Origin of the sequence: Aquipuribacter hungaricus (assembly GCF_037860755.1) — a bacterium.
GTDB classification, from domain to species: domain Bacteria; phylum Actinomycetota; class Actinomycetes; order Actinomycetales; family JBBAYJ01; genus Aquipuribacter; species Aquipuribacter hungaricus.
Window position 1 is genome coordinate 45,145 of sequence record NZ_JBBEOI010000004.1, and the last position, 20,867, is coordinate 66,011.

Sequence of the window (20,867 nt, forward strand, 5' to 3'; positions counted from 1 at the left end):
CTGCTGCACCCAGCGAACAACCAGAATGGTTGGCGCTGATGCCGGCAGTTCCGAGGGCGTGGCGGTCCGGCAGACGGTCGCGACATGAGGCTCGTCAGGCGGGCTCGGCCGGGACCGCTCGCGACCCCTCGGGTGTGATGACGTACACCCCGATCAGACGCGGCCCCTCCGCGCACGCCGTAGTGGCGGCCCGGCGCCAGGCCTGGTCCCCGGGGCGGATGCTCAGGCCCTGTCGTCGCGCGACCGCGACGAGCACGGAGCCCCGCTCGTCCGCTGCCGCGACGAGGCTGCGCAGAGCCGTCTCCCGCTCGGCTTCGGACAGGTCGTCAGGCAGCTCGCCGACGATCGCCGGCACCAGCAGCCGGTCCTCGTCGTCGCAGAGCAGCACAGCGATCGCGCCGCGATGCCGATCGCGCTCAGGAACCACGAGGTCGAGGACGTCGGCGGTGTAGGCCGGGTCTGACAGGGGGAGGTCTTGTGGGTCGTCGGGGAGGTCGGTGAACGCCATGCCCGGAGGCTGTCCCGGCGAGGCCCCGCTTCGTCAGCGTCGTCCACAGACCCGACCTCCGTCAGGGGCTCCGACAGCGGGGCGCGCCGCGCATGACCCGCCCGCGGGTGCAGCGACCCTGCGCGCTGCGCTACACACGGTGCCGGCGCCTCCACCGAGCCGCGCCGGCGCCCGACTGACGAAAGGCACTCTGTGAAGGACAAGCGAGCTCTCGTCGTCCGAGGCGGCTGGGACGGCCACCAGCCCGTCGCAGCCACCGACCGCTTCAGCCCGTACTTGCGGGACAACGGCTACGACGTCCGCGTCGAGGAGTCCGCGGCCGCCTTCGCCGACAGCGACTACATGGCCGGCGTCGACCTGGTCCTGCACTGCGTGAGCATGGGCAGCATCGAGAAGGACGAGGTGGCCGGCCTGCGCGCTGCCGTCGAGGCCGGGACCGGCCTGGCCGGCTGGCACGGCGGGATCGCCGACTCCTACCGCGACGTGTCCGACTACCTGCAGCTGGTCGGCGGGCAGTTCGGCGGCCACCCCGGCAAGCACCCCGATGAGTGCACCGGCGAGCAGTCCGACAACTACGTGCCGCACCGGATCACCATGCTGCCCGCCGCGGCCGAGCACCCGGTCACGGCCGGCATCGCCGACTTCGACCTGGTGACCGAGCAGTACTGGGTGCTGGCGGACTCCTACTGCGACGTGCTCGCCACCACCACGCAGGCGGTCCGGGAGTGGGACCCGTGGCACCGGCCGGTGACGTCGCCGGCGGTGTGGACGCGTAGCTGGGGCCGGGGTCGGGTCTTCGTCTGCACCCCCGGCCATGACCTCGAGACACTTGACAACCCCAACGTGCGCACCCTCGTCGAGCGGGGGCTGCTGTGGGCGAGCCGATGAGGGTCGGTGTCGTCGGCTGCGGCGCGATCCTGCCGCAGTACCTGCAGACCTTCGCCGGCCTGACCTCCGTGCAGCTGGTCGCCGTCGCGGACCTGGAACCCGCCCGTGCGGAGGCGGTCACGGCCGACCTGCGGGGGGTGCGCGCGCTGACGGTCGACGACCTGCTGGCCGACGACGAGGTCGACGTCGTCCTCAACCTCACTGTCCCGGCCGCGCACGCCGAGGTGTCGCTCCGGGCCATGGCCGCGGGCAAGCACGTCTACACCGAGAAGCCGTTCACCTCGACGACGGAGCAGGCCACGCAGGTGCTCGACGCGGCGCGCGCGGCCGGCGTGCTCGTCGGGTGCGCCCCGGACACGGTGCTCGGCACGGGCGTGCAGACCGCGCGGAAGGCGGTCGACGACGGCCTGGTCGGGGCACCGGTCTTCGCGACGGCGACCATGCTCACCCCCGGCCACGAGCGGTGGCACCCGAACCCGGACTTCTACTACGTCCCGGGCGGCGGCCCGCTCATGGACATGGGGCCGTACTACGTCACCACGCTGGTCACGTTGCTCGGGCCCGTGGCCTCGGTCGTCGGCGCGGGCAGCCGGACGCGCGGCCTGCGGACCATCGGCACCGGCCCGCGCGAGGGGGAGCAGGTGCCCGTCAGCACCGACAGCCACGTCACCGCCGTCCTCGTCCATGAGTCCGGGGTGCTGTCCACCTTGGTCATGAGCTTCGACGGGGTCGCGACCCGTGCGCCGAACATCGAGGTGCACGGCGAGCTGGGCAGCCTCGTGCTCCCCGACCCCAACTACTTCGACGGCGACGTCGAGCTGTGCACGCTGGCCGAGCGGGACGCCGGCTGGCAGGTGCTCCCGGTCAGCGCCGGCTACCGAGGAGCCGGTCGCGGGTACGGCCTCGCCGACATGGCGGTCACGCCGGCCGGGCAGCAGCACCGCGCGAACGAGGAGCTCGGGTTCCATGTGCTCGACGTCATGGAGTCGGTCCTCGCCTCCACCGCGAGCGGCGCGTCGGTACCCATGCGGAGCACGGCGGCCCGTCCTGCACCGGTCCCGCTGGGCGACCTGGCCTGAACGACAGGGCCGCCGGACCAGACGGTCCGGCGGCCCTGGATCACCCTGCGGTCAGTCCCGCTCGTGGCTGAACAGCCAGTCGAGCATGACGGCGTTGGAGTACGTCGGCACCCACGAGAAGTGCGGGTTGACCGGCGTCGTCCCCGCGGTCCAGGTCGTGAACAGGTGGTCGGCACCGGCGGCCTCGGCGGCGTCCCACTGCGCCTGCGCCCGGGCCTCGTTCTCCGCGTCGGGCAGGTTGGCGGCCCACTCGTCGAACACGACGGGCGTGCCGAGCGAGGCGATGGTGCGGAACAGCGCGATGTCGGAGTCCGGCCGGTCGTAGAGGACGGTGCCGTCGTCGACGGAGTGCGTCGCCCAGATCGGGATGGTCGCGAGCACGGGCGCCGCGGGCTGGTCGGCGTACCCGGTGGTGGGCAGCGCGGCCGCGAACAGGTCCGGGTGCTTCGGCAGGATGTCGAAGGTGCCCATGGAGCCCATGGACAGCCCGGTCAGGTAGACGCGGTCGGGGTCGACGGGCTGCTCGGCGATGGTGCGCTCGATGAGCTCCATGAGCGTCTGCTGCACCGCGGGCACCTCCCACACCGAGCTGCCCGGCGTCACCGGCTGGATCGACGGCGGCGGGGCCTGCGGCGCGAGGACGATGCTGCGGTCGGTCGCCTGGCGCTCCGGCTCGGCGAAGGCCACGGCGAGCTCGTTCGCCATGAGCTGGACGGTGCCGTCGGTGCCGCGCTCGCCCGCACCGTGCAGGGCGACGACGAGAGGGAGCAGCTCCTCGCTCGCGCCGCGCTCGGCGGGCGGGGTGTAGAGGCCGTAGCGCAGCGTCGACCCGGACGTGCCCGTGGTGGAGCGGACCTGGAAGTCGTCGACGACCAGCCGCACGACGTCGTCGTTGGCGACGGCGTCGCCGGTGGCGGGCACCTGTACGCGGCCGCGGGCGTCGACGACGTCCTCGTCGATCTCGAGCAGGTAGGCGCCGTCGAGGTCGAGCCGCTCGTTGACCGTGCCGTTGTAGGCCAGCGCGGCGGCGCCCGGCTCGGCGGTGGCGAGCTCGACGACCAGGTACTGCCCGACGCGGCGCTCCTCACCGGGCTCGGGGGAGTGGCTGAGGTAGACGTCGACGACCGTCCGCTCGACGGGGAGGCCGTCCACGGTGACGGACACCTCGAACGCCTCGGTCGGCAGGTCGGCGGCACGCACCCGCAGCCGGCTGTCGTACTCGACGACCAGCGCGCTGACGGCCGCCCCCAGCTCGTCCACCTCCACGACGGCGTCGACGCCGACGATCTCCGGGGCGGACGTCGTGCCGGCCGGGGCGGCCTGGGCCGCTCCCGTCGAGCCGGCCGTGAGGCCCACCAGGGCTGTCGCTGTCAGGACGCTCGCCCATCGCACCGTGCTCGTCATCGAGGCTCCCCGTGCTCGCGTTGGTCGGCCGCCATGGCCGCGCAGCACCGATCCCACACCGTCGGGCGGAAGTGGTCAACACGCCGGTCAAAGTGTGTGAGCGGTCGCGGCACCGGAACCGCAGACCGGCCCGCCCCCTGAGGGGACGGGCCGGTCGTCGTGCGGGAGGGCTCAGCCCACCGGGTACCGCACCAGGTATGCCGGGTCCTCGTAGCTGTCGGGGTCACCGGCGGGCGGGATGCCGTCCACCCGGTCGCCGACGCCGTTGACGATCGACTCGATGATCCCGGGACCGCTGAGGTTCTTCGTCATGACGTGGTTGAGCACGACAAGCGGGGTCTCGGGGACCTCGTAGCCGTTGGCCGTGACGATCGACGGGTTGTTGCGGTTGAAGGCGTAGACGCCGCCGCCGGTGAGCGTGTGCCGCTGCACGTCGTCGGCAACCTTGTACGCGGCCCAGCCGAGCGTGCCGTCGTCGGCGGTCCAGTCCGCCTGGGTGGGCGGGTCGTAGGGCAGCTCGTTCTGGAAGAACACGACCTCGCCGTCCTCGCCGTTCCAGACCACGTTGTGCTCCTGGAAGTGCTCGACGAAGAACCCGGTCGCCGTGACCCGGTCACCGTTGACGACGACGCCGGTGCGGCCGATGTTGGTGCGCCAGCGCTCGTTGTCGCCGAACGTCCCGTCGGTGCGGTCGAAGCCCTCGATGCCGTGGTCGGCGCGCCACACCCAGGTGTGGTCGACGAGCACGTCGTCGCTGTTGACCTCGAGCGCGACGTCGGTCCGGCCGACGTAGGGCCCGCCGACGCGGAAGTACACGTCGGACAGCGTCGTCGGGTTGGCCGCCGACGACTTCCGCGGCGACGACGGGCTGTTGGGCCGGCCGACCTGGAGCAGGGCGGGGGACTCGACCTCGCCGGCGTCGACGGTGATGCCGGCGACGACCACGCCGGGCACGTCGGCGATGCGCAGCGGCACGGCGCCGCCGACGGAGTGCAGCGTCGCCAGGCCGAGGCCGAGCACGACCGTGTCGGCCCGCTTGACGGAGATGCTCCGGTCGATGTCGTACACGCCGGGGGTCAGCAGCAGGTGCTTGCCGCGGGCGAGCTGGCTGTTGACCTGCTGCTCCGAGACACCGGGCTCGGCGACGAAGAAGTCGCCGAGGGGGATGGTGCGGCCGGCGGTCAGACCCTCGTCCCAGGACAGGCCCCGGGTCTCGGTCGCGGCGGACGGGACACGGACCTGGTAGACGCCGGCGTCGTCGACGAAGAGGTACGGCTTCTCGCGGCTCACCGGCGTGGTCTCGAGCGTCGTGTACGGCGTGGTCGGGTAGTCGCGGTCGTCGGGGGCGCCGACGACGCCGGCGAAGACCTGGTTCCACACGGCGTTGGACCAGGCGCCGACCTCGCTGTTGCGGGTGAACCACTGCTGCTGGGAGCCGTTGGTGATCGACGCCGAGCGGGAGTCGGCGATGAAGCCGCCGCTCGCGAACGACGGGCCGGTGCAGTAGTCCATCAGCGTGAGGTTGCCGCCGGTGACGTCGACGCGGCGCATGGACACCGCCTGCGACACGGCCCAGAAGTTGGCGCTGGACTCGCAGCCGCCCTGGCCGGCCTTGTTGACGTCGATGGTGAGGTTGGAGACGCCGCGCCAGAAGTTGTTGAGCGCGAAGCAGCCGACGAACTCCGGGTTGCTCGGGTCGTCGAAGCACTGGTTGTAGACCTCGACCGCGCCATTGATCGTCACGTCGCCCGTGTCGGCGCCGAGGCCGACGACCTCGGTGTAGTAGCCGACCTTGATCTGCAGCGGCTCCTCGTCCGTACCGTAGACACCGGGCTCGAACAGCAGCGCGTACCGGTCGGAGCCCATCTCGGCGCTGACCTGCTTCGCGTGGATGGCGTCGACGGTCGCCTGGATCTCGCTGACCGGCATGCTGGGGTCGAACACTGTGGTGCCGGGTCCGAGGTCGGGGTCCGTCGCCGAGGCCGACGGGGCGGGGGCGGCAGTCGCGGTGGCGGCCGAGACCAGGGTCAGCGCGACGCCGGCGGCCAGCGCCTGGCCGATCCGCCTGCTCACGCGTGCGCGGGGTGCGCGCAGGGTGCTTCTCACCGGTGGACTCCTTCGTCCTGGAGGGGTGGGGTCGTCAGCGGTGCACCGGTGGCTCGTCGCCTGGTACCTGCAGACCGCGGAACTGTCGCACGACCCCTGGTCAGATGCCACGGACGGTGCAGTGTCCGACGGCCCAGCCGTCCAGCGCGCTCAGGGGACGGGCGAGCCCACCGGCTGAGCCGCACCCGCACGCCGGGCGGGGCGACGGCGGACCGCCCGGGCGCGGTCGCCGCGCACCCACAGGTGCGCCCCGCCGACCACGACGAGCCAGACCAGCGCGAGCGCCGCCAGGGCCGCCGCCGCACCGGCCGGCTGCGTGACGACGAAGCTCGGGACCAGCCGGTCCGGGACCGCCACCGCGCCGACGAACGCGCCGGCCAGGCCGCTGTAGCTGCCGATCATGTTGCCGCGGTGGGCCCTGAGGTCGTGCCGCCTCGCGGCGCGGACCCCGAGGACCAGGGCTGTCAGCGTCACGAGCGACAGGACGTGCAGGACGCTGAAGCGACCGTCACGCAGGTCGCGGATCGCGAACGACGACGTGGCGACGAAGGTCATGCCCGCCACCCACGACCACCCGACGAGGCGGTGGACGGTGTCGCCCTTGCGGCGGCGGAGCAGCGCGTAGGCACCCAGACCGAGGCAGAGGACGGCGGTGCTCGCGTGGGCGACGAGGAGGGCCAGCGGGGCGGTCATGGGAGGACCTCCGGGTCGGGGGACGGCGCGCTGTCGAAGGTGCGGACCAGGTCCCGGGTGTCCTGGGCGTAGCGCTCGTAGTCCACGCCGCTGGCGCTGACCAGGCCCACGAGGCCGCCCTCGAGCAGGGTGGCGCAGGCCTCGACCTGCTCCTTGCCCGCGGGCGTGAGCGAGAGCCGGCGCCGGTTGCCGCCGGCCGGGTCGGGCGAGACGTCGAGCAGCCCCGCCTCGTGGAGCACGCCGACCATCCGGCTGGTCGAGGGCTCGGTGACCCCGAGCCGCTCGGCGAGGGCCTTCTGCGTCGGGGCGCCCTCGCCGACGAGGACGAGCGCGAGGAAGCGGCGGTAGGACAGCCCGGCGCTGGCCTGCAGCATCCGGTCGGCCGCGCGGTCCAGGCGAGCGGTGAGCGCGTGGAGGTCGAAGGCGAGCGAGCGGTCCGGCACCGCTCCACCATAGCGTCCTAACTTAGCGATGCAAGGTGCGCGCCGAGGTTCTGTCGTCGGGGCGGGCTAGCGTCCCGCCCCATCGACCACCGACGAAGGGGACCGTCATGACCCACGTCCTGCTCTTCCACCACGCTCTCGGGCTCACCCCGGGACTGCACGAGATCGCCGACGTCCTGCGGGGGGACGGCCACGAGGTCACGCTGCCCGACCTCTTCGAGGGCCGGACCTTCGCCACCGTCGAGGAGGGGGTGGCGCACGCGTCCGAGGTCGGCTTCGGCGTCCTCACCGAGCGCGGTGTGGCAGCAGCCGACGCCCTGCCCGCCGACCTCGTCTACGCCGGCGTCTCGCTCGGGGTGATGCCCGCGCAGATGCTGGCGCAGACCCGGCCGGGTGCCCGCGCCGCGGTGCTGCTCGAGGCGGCCGTCCCGACGGGCGAGTTCGGCAGCTGGCCGGCGGGGGTGCCGGTGCAGGTGCACGGCATGGACGGCGACGAGTTCTTCGCCGGGGAGGACCTGCCCGCCGCGCGGGCGCTGGTGGAGGAGGCCTCGGCGACCGCGCGGGCCGAGCTGTTCCTCTACCCGGGCGACGGTCACCTCTTCGTCGACCCGTCGTCGCCGACGCATGACGCCGCGGCGAGCGGGCAGGTGCTGGACCGGGTGCGGGCGATGCTGCGGGAGGTGGGCTGAGCCCGGCTACCCGACGACGCGGACGCCGTCCTTCCATACCTCGCGGACCCGCTCGCGCAGCCCCTCGAGCTCGCGGGCGTCGCCCTCGACCACGACGACGTCGGCGCGCATGCCGGGGGCCAGCCGCCCGATCTCGTCCTGCATCCCCAGCAGCGCGGCCGCGCTCGACGTGGTCGCGGCGAGCACCTGGTCCGGCGTCATGCCGCCGGCGGCCATGAGGGGCAGCTCTTCGAGGTTGGTGCCGTGCGGGGACACCGCGGCGTCCGTGCCCATGGCGACCTTGACCCCGGCCTCGACGGCACGGGCGAAGGACTCGCGGTGGGTCTGCACGACGCCGCGCGCCTTGGCCACGCTCGACGGCGGGATGGACGCCCCGGCGTCGGCGGCGCGGATGACGGCCAGCGGCGCCGACAGCGTCGGTACCAGCCAGGTGCCGTGCTCGAGCATGAGCTCGATGGCCTCGTCGTCCAGGTAGATGCCGTGCTCGATCGACCGGATGCCCGCCCGGACAGCGTTCTTGATGCCGGGCGCCCCCTGGGCGTGCGCCATGACCGACGCGCCCTGCGCGGCGGCCTCGGCGACCATGACGTCCAGCTCGGCGGGGGAGAAGTGGGCGTGCCGGGGGTCGTCCGTCGGCGACAGCACGCCGCCGGTGGTGTGCACCTTGATGACGTCGGCGCCGGCGCGCAGCATCTGCCGGACGGTCCGGCGGACCTCGTCGGGGCCGTCGCACAGCCCGGACGGCCGGCCCGGGTGGGGCACGAAGAACTCCAGGTGCGTCCCGGACGGCAGCCAGTCGTCGCCGTGGCCGCCCGTGATGCTCAGCGGCGCCACCGAGATCTGCATCCGCGGCCCGGCCACCAGGCCGTCGTCGACAGCCTTCTTCACGCCGAGGTCCGCCCCGCCCGCGTCGCGGACGGTCGTGATGCCCGCACCGATCGTCGCCCGGAGGTTCTGCGCCGCCTCGTAGAAGGAGTAGCCGAACGGGGTGTACGCCATCCGCAGCGAGTCGACGCTCGTGACCATGACGTGCACGTGGCAGTCGACGAACCCCGGCAGGACCGTCGCGCCGGCACAGTCCACCTCGACGTCGCCGTCCAGCCCGGGGCCCACCTCGACGACCCGACCGTCCTCGATGACGACGTCGGCCGCGGCCGCGGGGGCGCCGGTGCCGTCGACCACCCGGCCGCCGGTGAACAGGGTGCGCGTCATGGTCGGGACCTCCGAGGCGTCGGGCTGCTACCGCGGCGTCGCGGCCGGTCGAGCCTAGGCCCGGGCCCGACGGGGGACCCTGCACGCGCGGACCGACCGGGCGCACCTGCCCGCGCGGGCGCGGTCGGACCGGGACCGGTGTGCGGGCCGTGGTGGCGTGGTGGCGTGCCAGCATGAGACCCGTGGACGCCGACGCGGTGCAGCAGCGACGGCTGCGCGACATCGCCGTCATGCGCCGCGTCCGGGACCGGATCGACCGCGACCACGCCCAGCCGCTCGACGTCCCCGCGCTCGCCGCCGAGGTGCACCTGTCCGTCGGCCACCTGAGCCGCGAGTTCCGGCGGGTGTACGGCGAGTCGCCCTACTCCTACCTCATGACCCGGCGCATCGAGCGGGCCATGACGCTGCTGCGGCGCGGGGACCTGAGCGTCACCGACGTCTGCTTCGCCGTCGGGTGCTCGTCGCTGGGGACGTTCAGCACGCGGTTCACCGAGCTGGTCGGGGTGCCGCCCAGCGTCTACCGCCGCCGCCACGCCGCGGACGCCGCCGGTATCCCGCCGTGCCTGGCCAAGCAGGTCACCCGACCGGTCAGGAATCGAGAAGCACGGGCCCGGTGAGGCTGCCTAGCGTGGCGGGCATGGACATCACCATCCACCACGCGTTCGTCCCCCACACCGACGGCGAGGCCGCGCTCGGCTTCTACCGCGACCTGCTCGGGATGGAGGTGCTGAACGACGTCGGCTACCAGGACATGCGCTGGATCACCGTGGCGCCGCCCGGGTCGACGACGTCCGTCGTGCTCCACCCGCCTGCGATCGACCCCGGGCTCACCGACGAGGAGCGCCGCGTCATCCTCGACGTCGTCGCCAAGGGCGCGCACGCCGCGGTGACCCTGGCGACCGACGACCTCGACGGGCTGTTCGAGCGGCTGGTCGCGGCCGGCGCCGACGTCGTGCAGGAGCCCACCGACCAGGACTACGGCGTGCGCGACTGCGCGTTCCGCGACCCGACCGGCAACCTCGTCCGGGTCAACCAGCGGGCCTGACGCCCGCCGGCCCGCCCGCCCGCCCGCCCGCCGGCCCGTCCGCCGGGAGCGCGTCGGCACGCGCCTCGTCAGCGCTGCAGGCCGGTGCGGATCTCCGCCAGCGCGGCAGGCAGGTCGACCGTCGGGGCCCAGCCCCACGACCGTGCCCGTGCGGGCACGAGCCGGCCGGTCCACTCGGCCTCGTCGGTCCACCGCGGCTCGACGCCGAGCGCCTCGCACACCGTGCCCAGGTAGTCCCGCCAGGTGGCGTGCTCGCCGGCGACGACGACGGCCGTCGTCCCGCCCTGGACCGGGCCGGCGTCCGGGTCGTCGGAGGAGGCGACCGCACCGGTGGCGACGTCGGCGAGGAACGCGGCGAGGTCGTCCACGTGCACCCACGACCACGACTTCTCGGGGCTGGTGCTGCGGTCGCGGTCGCTCTCGGCGGCGCGGGCCGGGCGGAGGGTGTTCCACACCGACGTCGGGCCGGCGCCGACGATGGCGGGCGGCCGTACCAGGACGAGCGTGAGCCCGCCGACCTCCGCGAGAGCGGCGTCGGTGTCGCGCTTGGTGACGGGGTAGTCCCCGCCGTCGTCGCCCACGAGGGGGCTGTCGTCGCTGACGTCGCCGACGCCGGGGGAGCGGTCGTACACCGCGGCGGTCGACACGTGGACGAACCGGTCGACGCCGGCGTCGCGGGCGGCGCGCGCGAGCACGGGGGTGCCGACGACGGCGACCTCGTGCTGCACCTGCAGGTCCGAGCCCATCGGGTGCACCGTGGTGACGACGGCCGTCGCGCCGTCGACCACGGTGGCGGCGAACCCCTCGTCGGCGAAGTCACCGACGTGCTCGGTCACCCCGTCGGCGGCGGGGGCGGTGCCGGCGCGGCGGACGACGGCGCGCACCTGCGCACCGCGCTCGACGAGGGCGTGGCAGGTCCGCTCGCCCACCAGGCCGTTCGCCCCGGTGACCACGACGACGGCAGGAGTGTCAGGCATGCGACGACACTGCCACCGTCCGCCCGGGCGGGCACCGTGAGGTCGGCCACGGCGCCGGGGAGCGTCCACGGGCCGCAGGCATGCACCGCCCCGACGGCGGGCACCCGGGGAGCATGACACCGCCCAGCCCCACACCTCTGGACCTGCCCGAGGCCGTCGCTCCCGCGGCCGACCTGGCAGCGACCACCACCTCCCGTCGCCGGCGCCGACCGGTGCTCGGCGCCCTGGTGCTGTCCGCCGGCATGCTCCTGGCCGCGTGCGGCGGCGAGGCCGTCGAGCCCGCCGACGCCGAGACCGGCGTCCCCCTCAACTCCGGCGAGGCCGACCCCGCCGCCAGCCCCGAGGACAGCGGCGACCCGCTGACCGGTTCGAGCCCCTGACACCCGGCGCGAGGGCCCCCTCGCGCCTACGACCACGGACCGTGCGTGCGGGGGCGCGGGGACGGCAGCTCGCGGGACCACCATGATGGCCGGGGCGCCGCCGCCCGGCGGGGCCACGCCGAGGAGAGGAGCGGTCCCGTGAGCACGTGGACCTCGACCGTGCAGGCCCCCTGGTGGACGCGGGCGGTGGTCTACCAGGTCTACCCGCGCTCGTTCGCGGACTCCGACGGCGACGGCATCGGCGACCTGGGCGGCGTCATCGAGAAGCTCGACCACCTGTCCGACCTCGGGGTGGACGTGCTGTGGCTGTCGCCGGTGTACCCGTCCCCGCAGGACGACAACGGCTACGACATCAGCGACTACCAGGACGTCGACCCGCTGTTCGGCTCGCTGGAGCAGCTCGACGCGCTGGTCGAGGGCCTGCACGCCCGTGGCATGCGCCTGGTCATGGACCTGGTCGTCAACCACACCTCCGACGAGCACCCCTGGTTCCAGGAGTCGCGCTCCTCGCCCGACAGCCCCAAGCGGGACTGGTACTGGTGGCGGCCCGCCCGCGAGGGCATGGCCGCCGGTGCGCCCGGGGCCGAGCCCACCAACTGGGAGAGCTTCTTCTCCGGCCCTGCCTGGGAGCTCGACGAGGCCAGCGGCGAGTACTACCTGCACCTGTTCAGCCGCAAGCAGCCGGACCTCAACTGGGAGAACCCCGAGGTCCGCCAGGCCGTCTACGCGATGATGCGGTGGTGGCTCGACCGGGGGGTCGACGGCTTCCGGATGGACGTCATCAACCTGGTCTCCAAGCGCGTCGAGCCCGACGGCTCCCTGCACGACGGGCCGCCCGTGCCCGGCACCCCGTACGGCGACCGGTCGCCGGAGACCGTGTGCGGGCCCCGCATCCACGAGTTCCTCGCCGAGATGCACCGCGAGGTGTTCGCCGGCCGCGACGGCGGGCTGCTCACCGTGGGGGAGACGCCCGGCGTGACGGTCGAGGACGCGCGCCTGTTCACCGACCCGGCGCGCGCCGAGGTCGACATGGTGTTCCAGTTCGAGCACGTCAGCCTCGACCACGGGCCGGGCGGCAAGTTCGACCCCCGCCCGCTGTCGCTGCTGGACCTCAAGGCCTCGTTCGGCCGCTGGCAGGCCGGGCTCGCCGACGTCGGCTGGAACTCGCTCTACTGGGACAACCACGACCAGCCGCGCGCGGTGTCCCGGTTCGGGGACGACTCCCCGGAGCACCGGCGGGACTCCGCCTGCTGCCTGGCGACCCTGCTGCACCTGCACCGGGGGACGCCGTACGTCTACCAGGGCGAGGAGATCGGGATGGCGAACTACCCGTTCACGTCCCTGGACCAGGTCGCCGACATCGAGAGCGTCAACTGGGCGCGGGAGGCGCTCGCCGCCGGCGCCGACGAGGCCGCCGTGCTCGCCGCCGTGCGGCACTCCAGCCGGGACAACGCCCGGACCCCGGTGCAGTGGGACGCGGGCCCGCACGCCGGGTTCACCTCCGGCACGCCGTGGCTGGCGGTCAACCCTGACTCGACCGGGTGGAACGTCGCCGCCCAGCGCGACGACGAGCGGTCGGTGCTCGCGCACCACCGCCGCCTCATCACCCTGCGGCACGAAGACCCGGTCGTGTCCCTCGGCAGCTTCACCATGCTGCTGCCCGAGCACGAGCAGGTGTACGCGTTCCGCCGCTCGCTCGGCGACGACGAGCTGCTCGTCGTGTGCAACGTCGGGTCCACGCCCGTCGACCTGGGCGAGGGGCTGCCGGAGGTCGCCGGGGCCGCGCTGGTGCTCGGCACGCACGAGCCCGCGGACGACGGGACGCTGCTGCGGCCCTGGGAGGCGAGGGTGCTGCGACCGGCGCGCTGACGGACGGTCGGCAGCCGGCCGTGCCCGGGCCGCCCCGGTCAGGGGCGGCCCGGGGTCCGGTCAGCCGACGGGGGCGCCCGCCCCGGCAGGCCTGCCGACGTGCTGCATCACGGTCTCGCGCTGGCGCACGAGCGCGGCCAGCGCCGGGTCGAGCGTCGCCTCCGCCGCCTGGACCCGCGCGCGCGACTGCGGGTCGACGAGGGTCCCGTCCTCCTCGCCGGGCTCCTCGCCCGGTCCGTCGCCCGGCCCCGGCTCCTCCAGCTCGACGAACACCGGCAGGTCCTGCTGGCACGTGACGTCCTGGGCCGGCACCTGCCGGGTGAGGAAGTACGCCGTCCGGACCGCCTCCGCGCACAGCGACAGCCCGATGGTGGCGTGGCCCCAGCCCTCGACGGTCACCAGGCGGCTGCCCGGCATGTCCGCGTGCAGCGCCAGCGCGCCCGCGTACGGCGTCGCCGGGTCGAACGTCGTGTTCATGACCAGCAGCGGGGTGGCCGTCGTGCGGTCGAACGGCCCCCGGTAGACGCCGGTGGTGTCGACGTCCCACGCCGCGCACGGGCCGTCGGTCCACGCCCAGGCCGGGCCGAAGTACCCGGCGGAGCTGTCGGCGGCGGCCTCCCAGGCGGCAGCGCGGCGGGGCTGGACGCCGTCGGCGCACATCACGCCCGTGGTCTGCGCGAGCGAGCCGACGTAGTCGGGCACCACGACCTCGGCGGCGAGCGCGCGCAGCCTGCCGAGCGCGTCCGCTCCGGGCTCGCCGGGCCCCTCGGGCTCCTCGGGGAGCGGCGGACCGCTGGCCAGCAGCTCCAGGAGCACCAGGTCCTCGGCCAGGAAGCTCCACCCGAAGCTGCTGTAGAGGGAGCCGAGCGTGATGGCGGTGAGGAGCTGGTGGTCGATGACGAACGGCTCGAACCCCTCCTCCGCCAGCACGACCGGGTCCGCCTGGAGCGTGGCGTGGAGGGCGGCGAACCGGGTGCGGCTGTCGCCGGCGAACGCGCACAGGTCGGGGCCGGACTCCTCGCAGAGCCGGAAGAACTCCTCGAGCGTCTGCTGGGCGCCGACGTCGCTGCCGACGCGGGCGGCCACGGGGCGGCGGTCGCCGTCCCGCCCGGTGGCCCACGCGACGGGGTCGATGACGGCGTCGACGACGATGGCACCGGCGTGCTGGGGGTAGCGGTTGGCGTAGACCGCGCCCACGTACGAGCCGTACGAGACGCCGAAGAAGTTGAGCTGCTCGTCCCCGACGGCCTGCCGCATGAGCTCGAGGTCGTCGGCGACGTCGGTCGTCGACATGCTGTCGCGCAACGCCTGGTCGTCGCGGCAGTCGCGGTCCACGGCCTTGTTGGCGCGCTGCACGACGCGCATGTCCTCGCGGGACTCGGGCCACATGAACGGGTAGTACCCGCCGGCCTGCTGCAGCGAGGTGGCGCAGTCCAGGCCGGCGCTGCGGGCGATGCCGCGGGGGTCGAAGCCCACGAGGTCGTACTCCGCGGTGACCGCCGGGTCGAGGAGGAAGTCCCCGCCGAAGAGGACCGTCTCGAAGCCGGACCCGCCCGGGCCGCCCGGGTTGAAGAAGATCGTCCCCTGGCGGGCCGCGGGGTCGTCGGCCGGGCGCCGCACCAGGGCCAGGTCGAGAGTCGGGCCGTCCGGCTCGGCGTGGTCCAGCGGCACCGGGAACAGGGCGCACTCGTAGCCCGCCGGGAGCTCGGCCGGCTCGCCGGTGACCTCCTCGAGCCAGTCGAGGTACTCCTGCAGGTCGGGCACCGAGCACGTGCCCCAGGCGATCTCCGGGACCTCCGCGACCTCCGCGACCTCGGCTGCCGCTGCTGGTGCGGCGGTCGCAGGCGCTGCGACCGCGCGTCGCGCCTGCGGGTCGGGCCGTGCGGTCGCGGCGCTCGTGGGCAGCACCAGCGCCCCCACGACCACGACCGAGCTGACCAGGACGGACCTGCGTCTGAGCATCATCGCTCCCCCTGTGACGACGGGTGCGGTACCCCGAGCACCGTCGTGACCCCCGTCCCGCCGGACACTAGGGACGGCGCCACAGCGTGACCAGCCCCTCCGGCGGGTCGCTCCGGCCGGTCGTCGGCGGCCCGCCCGGGTGGCCCAGCAGGGGTCGTGCGGCGCGCTAGCGAAGGACGTCCGGGGGCCTCAGCCCCGGACGACCCGCACGATGGCCGGGACGACGGTCTCGTCCTGCAGCGACGTGGTGTCGCCGAGCGGCCGGTCCTCGAGGACGTCGCCCAGCAGCCGCCGCATGATCTTGCCCGAGCGGGTCTTGGGCAGGTCCGGCACGAGGAGGACGTGCGCCGGCTTGGCGACCGGGCCGATCGCCCGGGCGACGTGGGCGACCAGCTCCGCGCGGACCTCGTCCGCCAGGGCACGCCAGGCGGCCGCGTCGTCGGTCGGCGGCGGGCTGACCGGCACGACGAACACCGCGACGGACTGCCCCGTGAGCTCGTGGGCGACGCCGACGGCACCGGCCTCGGCGACGAGCGGGTGCTCGACGAGCGCGGACTCGATCTCGATGGTCGACAGGCGGTGCCCCGACACGTTGACGACCTCGTCGACGCGCCCCTGCAGGCGGACGTAGCCGTCGGCGTCCATGACCGCACCGTCCCCGGCGAGGAACAACCCCCGGGCGGCGAACCGGGCGAAGTACGTGTCGCGGTAGCGCTCGTGGTCGCCCCACACCGTGCGGGCCATCGCCGGCCACCTGCCGCCGACCGTGATGAGCCCGCTCGTGCCGGGCGGGACGTCGTCGCCGTGGTCGTCGACCACGTGCACCGTCTGCCCGGGCAGCGCGACGCCGGCCGCGCCCGGGACCCCGACGTGCACGCCGGGCAGCGTGGAGACCACCGCGGCGCCGGACTCCGACTGCCACCAGGTGTCGACGAGCGGCGCCCGCCCGCCGCCCACGTGGCGGTGCAGCCAGACGTACGCCTCGGGGTTGAGGGCCTCGCCGACGCTGCCGAGCAGCCGGACGCTGGACAGGTCGTGGGAGGCAGGGAACCCGTCCGGGAAGCGGGCCATGAAGGACCTCACCAGTGTCGGCGCCGTGTAGTAGACGGTGACGCCGAGCCGCTCGATCGTGGCGGGGTGCCGCTCGGGGGTGGGGTGGTCCGGCGAGCCCTCGGCGATGACGACGGTGACGCCGTTGCTCAGCGGGCCGTAGAGGACGTAGGTGTGCGCGGTGACCCACGCCAGGTCCGCGGTGCACCAGTACACGTCGTCGGGCTGGGCGTCGAAGACGGCGGCGTGCGTCCAGCTCGCCTGCACCAGGTAGCCGCCAATGGTGTGGACGACGCCCTTGGGCCGGCCGGTCGTGCCGGAGGTGTAGGTGATGAACAGCGGGTGCTCGGCGTCCAGGGCGGGGGCGTCGTGGCTGGTCGGGGCGTCGTCGACCACGTCGTGCCACCACACGTCGCGCCCGTCGGTCCACGGCACGTCCGGCGTCTCGTCCCCGGTGCGGCGGACGACCAGGACGTGCTCGACGCAGGCGAGCCCGGCGACGGCCTCGTCGACGGTGTGCTTGACCGCGACGGCGGCCCCGCGGCGGAACTGCCCGTCGGTGGTGACGACCAGCACGGCGCCGGTGTCCTCGACGCGGAAGCGGAGCGCCTCGGCGGAGAAGCCGCCGAACACCAGCGAGTGCACGGCGCCGACCCGGGCGCAGGCCAGGGCCACGACGACGGTCTCGACGAGCACGGGCAGGTAGACGACGACCCGGTCACCGGGCCGCACGCCGAGCCGCTCGAGCGCGTGGGCGGCCTGCGCGACCCGCCGCTGCAGGTCGGCGTAGGTGACGCGCTCGGTGTCGCCGCGCTCGCCCTCGAACAGCAGCGCCGGGTGCTCGCCCCGGCCCGCGTCGACGTGCTGGTCGACGCACACGACGCTGGCGTTGAGCGCGCCGCCGGCGAACCAGGTGGCGCGCGGGGTGGTCGGGTCGTCGGCGTCGGGCGGGGTCCAGGAGTGCACGTCGGTCCACGGCGCCGCCCAGGGCAGGCGGTGCGCCTGCGCCTCCCAGAACTCCAGCGGGTCCGTCGGCAGGGCCGCGAGGACCTCCGGCGTGACGTTCGCGCGGGCGGCGAAGGCGGGGGGCGGCGGGTAGCGGCGCGGGTCGTGGACCATCGCGCGCCAGGGTAGGGCGGGCGCCGCCCGGCCCCCCGGTACGTCTCGACGCGCGTCCGCCCGTGCACGCCCGAGGCTGTGAAGGTCCAGGCCGGCCCGCAGGTCGAGGCCGCCCGTGCGGCTCAGGTCGAGGCCGTCGTGGCCGATCAGCCCCAGGGCGCACCCGGCGCCGCTCCACCGTCGACCGCCGCGGTCGACCCGTCACGAGGTCCGCCCATGCCCAGCACCCCCGACGCGCACCAGCTCGTCCTGCCCACCGCGCGCGAGCCCCTGGCGACCACGGTCGCCGCGTTCCTGGCCGCCCCGCTGCTGCGCGGCGAGGCGGTCGTCGTCGTGGCCACGCCCGAGCACCGCCGGCAGACCGCCGCCGCGCTCGTCGCCGCCGGGGCCGACCTCGCCGCCGCCCGGGCCGACGGCCGCTACCTGGAGCTCGACGCCGCGGCCACGCTGGCGAGCTTCTGCACCGACGACGGGCCGTCGGAGGAGCTGTTCTGCACGCACGTCGTCGGCCTCGTCGCCTCGCTGGCGGTGCGGTTCGGCGCCGTGCACGCCTACGGCGAGATGGTGGGCCTGCTGGCTGCCGCGGGCCACCTGGTCGCCGCGCTGGCGCTGGAGGACCTGTGGTCGGAGGCGATGGCCGAGCTGCCGCTCCGCCTGCTGTGCGGCTACCCGGAGGGCTCGCTCGACGGCCGGGAGCAGGTGTCGCACGTCTGCGCCGCGCACGACGTGCTCGCGCCGGTGCCGTCGGCGAGCGTCGCGGTCGGGCTCCCGGTCGGGTCCACCGCCGGCCTGCTGGCGCGGCGGACGCTGCTGGGTGCGTGCGTGACCTGGGGGCTGCACGACGTGGACTGGGTCGACGACGTCTCGCTGCTGGTCACCGAGCTCGTCGGCAACGCCGTGCGCCACACCGAGGGGGCCCGCGCGCTGCAGCTGGACCGCTACGGCGACGCCGTGGGCATCGTCGTCGTCGACGCCTCCGAGCGGTGGCCGCGGTCCGTCGCGCCGGAGGGGCTCGCCGAGTCCGGACGCGGCCTCACGGTCGTCGGCGCCCTCGCGGAACGGTGGGGTGTCGAGCCGCGGCCGGGCGGCAAGGCCGTGTGGGCGAGGACCCGGCCGTGCCCGGTGCCGGTGACCGGCTGACCTGTCAGCCCCGGGCGGCCCGACGGACCGCGCGCCGGCGCCGCAGCGCGTCCCGGACCGGGGGCACGACCTGCCCGGCCTCGGCCATCCGCCGGCGCACCCGCCGGCGGCTGAGCAGGATCGCGACCACCCCGCCCGCCCACAGCACGTACTGCACGGACATGGCGGCCCGGAAGTCCGCGAGCGTGGCGGTCCCGCCGCAGGTGCGCAGGTCGAGCACCAGGCCGACCGCCGAGATCGTCACCAGCGAGGCGACGAACCCGCCGACGTTGACGATGCCCGTCGCCGTGCCGAGCCGGTCCGGCGGGTTGAACGTCCGCGCGAAGTCGAAGCCGATGAGCGAGCCCGGCCCGCCGGTGGCCATGGCGAGCACGAGCAGCACGAGCACCGGCAGCGGCGCCGGTCCCGGCCAGGCGATGACCAGCGTCCAGCCCGCCGCGTTGACCGCGACGATGGTCAGCACGAGCCACGACCGGCGGAACGGGTGGCGCTGGACGAGCACGCCGAGCACCGGGCCGTTCATCATGCCCGCGAGGACGAACACCGTGAGCAGCGCCGAGGCGGTGCTGGGCCGCACGCCCTCCCCGGTGACGAGGAACGGGAAGCCCCACAGCAGGGCGAACGCCGTGCCGGAGAACTGGGTGGTGAAGTGGGTCCACAGCCCGAGCCGGGTCCCGGGGTGGCGCCAGGCGGACACCAGGTCGCCGACGATGTCGCGCTCGCTGCGCTCCAGGGGGCCGGCGTGCGGCGGGGAGTCGCGCAGCACCAAGAGCGCGAGGACGCCGACCACGACGCCGGTGCCGGCCGCGGAGAGGAACGCGACCGTCCAGCCGGGCCCGCCGAGCAGCGCGACGAGGGGGACGGCGCTGAGCACCTGGCCGGTCTGCCCGACGATGCCCGTCAGCTGGGTGACCACCGGGACGCGCCGGGCCGGGAACCACGCGGGCACGAGCTTGAGGACGCTGATGAACGTCATGGCGTCGCCCAGGCCGACGAGCAGCCGGCCGACGATGGCCAGGCCGACCGGCTCGGCCAGGGCGAGCACCGCCTGCCCGAGCGCCATGACCAGCGCCCCGGTCACGACGAGGCGGCGGCTGCCGTAGCGGTCGAGCAGCACGCCGACCGGGACCTGCAGGCCCGCGTAGACCAGCAGCTGCACGACGGCCAGCGACGCCACGGTGCTGGCGGAGGCGTCGTAGCGCTCGCCGGCCTCGACCCCGGCGACGCCGAGGCTGGTCCGCTGCATGACGGCGACGACGTAGGCGAGCAGGCCAACCCCCCAGACCAGCCAGGCGCGGCGGGCCGGGGCTGGGGCGGGGGCAGGGTGGTCCGGGCTCATGCGCGGACCACGCTAGACCCGGTCCGGGCCTCGGCCTCGTGCGTGCCGGGACCCGGACCGGGTCGTGCGGGGGAGCTGGTGGTGTGCCCCTCTGGTGGGTGCTCAGCGCTGGTGGTGCGCAGCGCTGGTGGTGCGGCGGCTCAGCGGGAGCCGTAGACCGCCTCGACCTCGATCTCGACGAGCCAGCCCGCGACCGGCAGCGTGGCGACCTCGATGTTCGACCGGGCCGGCCGGGTCTCGTTCTCGAACAGCACCGGCTGGTAGGCGGGGATGACCGTCCCGGTCGTGCGGCTGACGTTGGCGACGTACTTGCGGTAGGCGCGGTTCCAGCCGTTGTAGTCGCCGGTCGGGGCGTCCGGCGGGTTGTCGACGTAGATGCGCATGAACTTCAGCGCGTCCAGCTGGAGCCCGGCGGCGGCCAGGTTCTCCTGCACCCGGGCCATCGCGTTGAGGCCCTGCGCCTCGGTGATGGTCATCCCGGGCGGCAGCGCGCCGGTGGCCTGCTGCTCCGGCGTCGGGACGAAGGTCGGGACGACGGCGGTGACCAGCGTGTAGTCGATGTACCGGGCGGGGCTGCCCGCCGGGGCCGCGGGGTTGCGAGCCGCGGGGCCCGTGCCGGAGGCGGTGTAGGTCCCGACGAGCCCGCCGACGCCGACACCGGCGGACAGGAACGGGTCGGGGTTGACGGAGCCGTCGGCCAGCGGGGGGACGGTGTAGCGCACCTCGCGGGGCTTGGGCGCGAGGTCGGCGGCGACGGCGGCGCCGCCCGCCCCCAGGCCGACGCCGACGACCAGGGCGGCGGCGAGGAGGGCGCGGGGACGGGGGCGGCGGGTGCGGGGGGACATGGGTCTCCTGTCGGTGGGGTCAGCGGTGGGGTCGGACGGGGCCGGCGACAGGGCCCGCGAGAGGGCCCGCGGCCGGGTCGGAGACGGTGCCGGGTGCGGGGAGCCGGGTGGGGCGGGAG

Annotated in this window: 19 protein-coding genes; 8 read left to right on the forward strand and 11 right to left on the reverse strand. The window is 74.7% G+C overall.

All coding sequences use genetic code 11. The features are described 5' to 3' along the window. Nucleotides 1–94: 94 nt before the first annotated feature. Entirely contained in the window at nucleotides 95–508 is a 414-nt protein-coding gene (locus WCS02_RS01960; protein WP_340288951.1) for a hypothetical protein, read from the reverse strand. A 192-nt stretch (nucleotides 509–700) separates the two neighbouring features. Here WCS02_RS01960 and WCS02_RS01965 point away from each other — a divergent pair, with 192 nt between their 5' ends. Next, on the forward strand, nucleotides 701–1,396 hold the full coding sequence (locus WCS02_RS01965; protein ID WP_340288954.1) for a ThuA domain-containing protein: 696 nt from the start codon (nucleotides 701–703) through the stop codon (nucleotides 1,394–1,396). Continuing rightward, a complete protein-coding gene (locus tag WCS02_RS01970) occupies nucleotides 1,393–2,475 on the forward strand; it encodes a Gfo/Idh/MocA family protein (protein WP_340288957.1) in 1,083 nt (360 codons plus the stop codon). The genes WCS02_RS01965 and WCS02_RS01970 overlap by 4 nt, the downstream gene beginning before the upstream one ends. Before the next feature lie 51 nt (nucleotides 2,476–2,526). Here WCS02_RS01970 and WCS02_RS01975 read toward each other — a convergent pair whose 3' ends face one another. The 4 genes from WCS02_RS01975 to WCS02_RS01990 all read right to left on the reverse strand — a co-directional run bounded on the left by WCS02_RS01975 (nucleotide 2,527) and on the right by WCS02_RS01990 (nucleotide 7,121). Continuing rightward, nucleotides 2,527–3,879: a PHB depolymerase family esterase gene (locus WCS02_RS01975; RefSeq protein ID WP_340288960.1), complete on the reverse strand. Its 1,353-nt coding sequence runs from the start codon at nucleotides 3,877–3,879 to the stop codon at nucleotides 2,527–2,529. A 171-nt stretch (nucleotides 3,880–4,050) separates the two neighbouring features. Beyond that, nucleotides 4,051–5,985 carry an adenylyl cyclase gene (locus WCS02_RS01980; RefSeq protein ID WP_340288963.1) on the reverse strand — a complete coding sequence of 645 codons (1,935 nt, stop codon included), beginning with the start codon at nucleotides 5,983–5,985 and terminating at the stop codon, nucleotides 4,051–4,053. A gap of 150 nt (nucleotides 5,986–6,135) precedes the next feature. Then, the gene (locus tag WCS02_RS01985) at nucleotides 6,136–6,678 is read right to left on the reverse strand and encodes a DUF2306 domain-containing protein (RefSeq protein ID WP_340288966.1); all 543 of its coding nucleotides are present in this window, start codon (nucleotides 6,676–6,678) and stop codon (nucleotides 6,136–6,138) included. After that, the gene (locus WCS02_RS01990) at nucleotides 6,675–7,121 is read right to left on the reverse strand and encodes a MarR family winged helix-turn-helix transcriptional regulator (protein ID WP_340288969.1); all 447 of its coding nucleotides are present in this window, start codon (nucleotides 7,119–7,121) and stop codon (nucleotides 6,675–6,677) included. Before WCS02_RS01990 ends, WCS02_RS01985 begins: the two co-directional genes overlap by 4 nt. A 107-nt stretch (nucleotides 7,122–7,228) precedes the next feature. Between WCS02_RS01990 and WCS02_RS01995 the strand changes: the two genes are divergently transcribed. Beyond that, nucleotides 7,229–7,810 (forward strand): dienelactone hydrolase family protein, encoded by a 582-nt coding sequence (locus WCS02_RS01995; protein WP_340288972.1) that lies wholly within the window; start codon nucleotides 7,229–7,231, stop codon nucleotides 7,808–7,810. 6 nt (nucleotides 7,811–7,816) lie between these two features. Here the strand turns inward: WCS02_RS01995 and WCS02_RS02000 are convergent, their stop codons facing one another. Further along, the gene (locus WCS02_RS02000; RefSeq protein ID WP_340288975.1) at nucleotides 7,817–9,022 is read right to left on the reverse strand and encodes a metal-dependent hydrolase family protein; all 1,206 of its coding nucleotides are present in this window, start codon (nucleotides 9,020–9,022) and stop codon (nucleotides 7,817–7,819) included. A 173-nt stretch (nucleotides 9,023–9,195) separates the two neighbouring features. On the opposite strand from WCS02_RS02000, the gene WCS02_RS02005 reads away from it, so the two are divergent. Then, a complete protein-coding gene (locus tag WCS02_RS02005) occupies nucleotides 9,196–9,639 on the forward strand; it encodes a helix-turn-helix transcriptional regulator (RefSeq protein ID WP_340288977.1) in 444 nt (147 codons plus the stop codon). 20 nt (nucleotides 9,640–9,659) lie between these two features. Next, on the forward strand, nucleotides 9,660–10,067 hold the full coding sequence (locus tag WCS02_RS02010; RefSeq protein WP_340288980.1) for a VOC family protein: 408 nt from the start codon (nucleotides 9,660–9,662) through the stop codon (nucleotides 10,065–10,067). Nucleotides 10,068–10,135: 68 nt separating this feature from the next. On the opposite strand, the gene WCS02_RS02015 is transcribed toward WCS02_RS02010, so the two are convergent. Further along, nucleotides 10,136–11,044 (reverse strand): NAD-dependent epimerase/dehydratase family protein, encoded by a 909-nt coding sequence (locus WCS02_RS02015; protein WP_340288983.1) that lies wholly within the window; start codon nucleotides 11,042–11,044, stop codon nucleotides 10,136–10,138. A 113-nt stretch (nucleotides 11,045–11,157) separates the two neighbouring features. Between WCS02_RS02015 and WCS02_RS02020 the strand changes: the two genes are divergently transcribed. After that, the gene (locus WCS02_RS02020; RefSeq protein ID WP_340288986.1) at nucleotides 11,158–11,424 is read left to right on the forward strand and encodes a hypothetical protein; all 267 of its coding nucleotides are present in this window, start codon (nucleotides 11,158–11,160) and stop codon (nucleotides 11,422–11,424) included. Between the two features lie 138 nt (nucleotides 11,425–11,562). Next, on the forward strand, nucleotides 11,563–13,293 hold the full coding sequence (locus WCS02_RS02025; RefSeq protein ID WP_340288989.1) for a glycoside hydrolase family 13 protein: 1,731 nt from the start codon (nucleotides 11,563–11,565) through the stop codon (nucleotides 13,291–13,293). Nucleotides 13,294–13,353: 60 nt separating this feature from the next. Here WCS02_RS02025 and WCS02_RS02030 read toward each other — a convergent pair whose 3' ends face one another. Then, complete coding sequence (locus WCS02_RS02030; RefSeq protein ID WP_340288992.1) at nucleotides 13,354–15,258, reverse strand: alpha/beta hydrolase; 1,905 nt, start codon at nucleotides 15,256–15,258, stop codon at nucleotides 13,354–13,356. A 186-nt stretch (nucleotides 15,259–15,444) separates the two neighbouring features. Beyond that, complete coding sequence (acs, locus tag WCS02_RS02035) at nucleotides 15,445–17,424, reverse strand: acetate--CoA ligase (RefSeq protein WP_340288995.1); 1,980 nt, start codon at nucleotides 17,422–17,424, stop codon at nucleotides 15,445–15,447. Nucleotides 17,425–17,640: 216 nt separating this feature from the next. Between acs and WCS02_RS02040 the strand changes: the two genes are divergently transcribed. Continuing rightward, nucleotides 17,641–18,564 (forward strand): MEDS domain-containing protein, encoded by a 924-nt coding sequence (locus WCS02_RS02040; RefSeq protein WP_340288998.1) that lies wholly within the window; start codon nucleotides 17,641–17,643, stop codon nucleotides 18,562–18,564. Between the two features lie 4 nt (nucleotides 18,565–18,568). Here WCS02_RS02040 and WCS02_RS02045 read toward each other — a convergent pair whose 3' ends face one another. Then, entirely contained in the window at nucleotides 18,569–19,903 is a 1,335-nt protein-coding gene (locus WCS02_RS02045; protein WP_340289001.1) for an MFS transporter, read from the reverse strand. Nucleotides 19,904–20,043: 140 nt separating this feature from the next. Further along, entirely contained in the window at nucleotides 20,044–20,748 is a 705-nt protein-coding gene (locus WCS02_RS02050) for a Rid family hydrolase (protein WP_340289004.1), read from the reverse strand. Nucleotides 20,749–20,867: the final 119 nt, after the last annotated feature.

What these genes read in the sequence shown, in the direction of transcription:
- WCS02_RS02005 (WP_340288977.1), top strand. Translation starts at nt 9,196, where the DNA reads ATGAGACCCGTGGACGCCGACGCGGTGCAGCAGCGACGGCTGCGCGAC.
- WCS02_RS01975 (WP_340288960.1), bottom strand. Translation starts at nt 3,879, where the DNA reads ATGACGAGCACGGTGCGATGGGCGAGCGTCCTGACAGCGACAGCCCTG.
- WCS02_RS01960 (WP_340288951.1), bottom strand. Translation starts at nt 508, where the DNA reads ATGGCGTTCACCGACCTCCCCGACGACCCACAAGACCTCCCCCTGTCA.
- WCS02_RS01995 (WP_340288972.1), top strand. Translation starts at nt 7,229, where the DNA reads ATGACCCACGTCCTGCTCTTCCACCACGCTCTCGGGCTCACCCCGGGA.
- WCS02_RS02015 (WP_340288983.1), bottom strand. Translation starts at nt 11,044, where the DNA reads ATGCCTGACACTCCTGCCGTCGTCGTGGTCACCGGGGCGAACGGCCTG.
- WCS02_RS02020 (WP_340288986.1), top strand. Translation starts at nt 11,158, where the DNA reads ATGACACCGCCCAGCCCCACACCTCTGGACCTGCCCGAGGCCGTCGCT.
- WCS02_RS01970 (WP_340288957.1), top strand. Translation starts at nt 1,393, where the DNA reads ATGAGGGTCGGTGTCGTCGGCTGCGGCGCGATCCTGCCGCAGTACCTG.
- WCS02_RS02010 (WP_340288980.1), top strand. Translation starts at nt 9,660, where the DNA reads ATGGACATCACCATCCACCACGCGTTCGTCCCCCACACCGACGGCGAG.
- WCS02_RS02050 (WP_340289004.1), bottom strand. Translation starts at nt 20,748, where the DNA reads ATGTCCCCCCGCACCCGCCGCCCCCGTCCCCGCGCCCTCCTCGCCGCC.
- WCS02_RS02000 (WP_340288975.1), bottom strand. Translation starts at nt 9,022, where the DNA reads ATGACGCGCACCCTGTTCACCGGCGGCCGGGTGGTCGACGGCACCGGC.
- WCS02_RS02040 (WP_340288998.1), top strand. Translation starts at nt 17,641, where the DNA reads ATGCCCAGCACCCCCGACGCGCACCAGCTCGTCCTGCCCACCGCGCGC.
- WCS02_RS01985 (WP_340288966.1), bottom strand. Translation starts at nt 6,678, where the DNA reads ATGACCGCCCCGCTGGCCCTCCTCGTCGCCCACGCGAGCACCGCCGTC.
- acs (WP_340288995.1), bottom strand. Translation starts at nt 17,424, where the DNA reads ATGGTCCACGACCCGCGCCGCTACCCGCCGCCCCCCGCCTTCGCCGCC.
- WCS02_RS02045 (WP_340289001.1), bottom strand. Translation starts at nt 19,903, where the DNA reads ATGAGCCCGGACCACCCTGCCCCCGCCCCAGCCCCGGCCCGCCGCGCC.
- WCS02_RS02030 (WP_340288992.1), bottom strand. Translation starts at nt 15,258, where the DNA reads ATGATGCTCAGACGCAGGTCCGTCCTGGTCAGCTCGGTCGTGGTCGTG.